At 67.6% G+C, this 1,638-nt stretch carries 2 protein-coding genes; one reads left to right on the forward strand and one right to left on the reverse strand.

Translation table 11 applies throughout. The features are described 5' to 3' along the window. The coding region (locus AC5RUJ_RS16015; protein WP_494156214.1) for a hypothetical protein at nt 1-298 on the reverse strand (298 nt) is incomplete at its 3' end. A 158-nt stretch (nt 299-456) separates the two neighbouring features. On the opposite strand from AC5RUJ_RS16015, the gene AC5RUJ_RS16020 reads away from it, so the two are divergent. Continuing rightward, on the forward strand, nt 457-1,548 hold the full coding sequence (locus tag AC5RUJ_RS16020; protein WP_494127996.1) for a Gfo/Idh/MocA family protein: 1,092 nt from the start codon (nt 457-459) through the stop codon (nt 1,546-1,548). Nucleotides 1,549-1,638 lie beyond the last annotated feature (90 nt).

Here is a 1,638-nt window from a genome sequence, read left to right on the forward strand (position 1 = left end):
GTTCCCCAGAAAACCACGACCGCGAGCGCTTCCACGGTCTCCTCGTCGGCGCCCTGCTCCAAACCGTCGATGAGCCCGCGCAGGTGCTTGAGGATCTGGCGTCCGCCTGGCGCTCCCGCGCCTCGACTGAGGACACCTGCGCTCCCTGCCGCAACTCCGCTGCCTCCCTGCGGTTCTCTTCCTGCTTCTCGAACTTCCGCTTGGTGTTCCGCTTCTGCGCAAAGAAGACAATGACTCCGATGATGATCAGGAGTACAACTATCGCGATGATGATTCCGACGATCATGCCTGTATCCATGGTGCGGGCTCCTCCTCGTTGTGGCGAAATTACTGAGCCTGCTTACTTTGTACCATCGATAGGTCCACATCGGTAGGGCAGGGACACGCGCGGCAGGACGGGACAAAGGGCAATCGGTGCCCATGGACGTCCCGGCCGCCGGCCGCCAAGATGGAGCCATGGGACAACCGCCCCGGATCGTTACCCCGCCCTGCGCCCGGCCCGGCGCCCCGGATCCGCGCGCAGCCACCGGCCGGAAACTGCGCTGGGGCGTGGTCGCCACCGGGACCATCGCCACCCGGGTTACCGAGGACATCGCCCGGCTGGAGGATGCCGTGCTGCAAGCGGTCAGTTCCCGCCACCAGGCCAACGCGGTGGCCTTCCAACGGCGTTTCGGCTTCGCCACTGCCTATTTCGACGGCGATGCCGGCAAGGGCTACGACCAGCTTTTCGCCGACCCGGACGTGGACGTGGTCTACGTGGCCACTCCGCACGGCCAGCATTTCGAGATCGCGGGACGGGCGCTGCAGGCCGGCAAGCATGTGCTGTGCGAAAAGTCCCTGACCATCAACGCCCGGGAAGCCCTGGAGCTGACGGAACTGGCGGCCGCGCGGGGACTGTTCCTGATGGAGGCGGTCTGGACGCGCTTCTTGCCGATCATCAACCGCGTCTGGGACATCCTCGCGTCCGGCGAACTCGGCGAGGTCCGCTGGCTGCAGGCCGACCTTGGATTCCCGGCGGTCTACGACCCGGCTGCCCGGTTGTGGAATCCGGCAGCAGGCGGCGGAGCGCTGCTGGATCTGGCGGTCTATCCGCTGACCTGGGCGCTGGGCACCCTGGGCTTCCCGCAGACGGTGGCCGCCTCCGGGCAGGTCAACGACGACGGCGTCGACGCCCAGAACGCCATGACGCTCAGCTACGGTTCGGGTGCCCAGGCGCAGCTGGCGTGTTCGTTGCAGGCCGCCTCGCCGCGCACGGCCACCGTCGCCTGCACTGGCGGGTGGCTCCGCAGCAACGCGCCGCTGCATAACCCCACCGAGCTGGCGGTCCAACCTCATTTGGGCCAGCCGCGGGTGGAAACCTTCCCGAGCGTCGGCCGCGGCTACGTTTTCGAGCTGCGCGAAGTCACCCGCTGCGTCCAGTCCGGCCTGCTGCAGAGCCCCACCATGCCCTGGGCGGACACCGTGGACACCATGCGGCTCTTCGACGGGGTCCGCGCCCAGCTGGGGGTTAGCTATGCCAATGACCGAGCGGTGCCGGTGACGGACTGAGCCGGAGAGCAGCGGGCCGACGCGGCGGCAGCGGCAGCCACATGTTCATCACCGGACCGGACGTCATCAAGACGGTCACCGGCGAAGAAG

It is taken from the genome of Arthrobacter sp. Y3223164 (genome assembly GCF_059091005.1).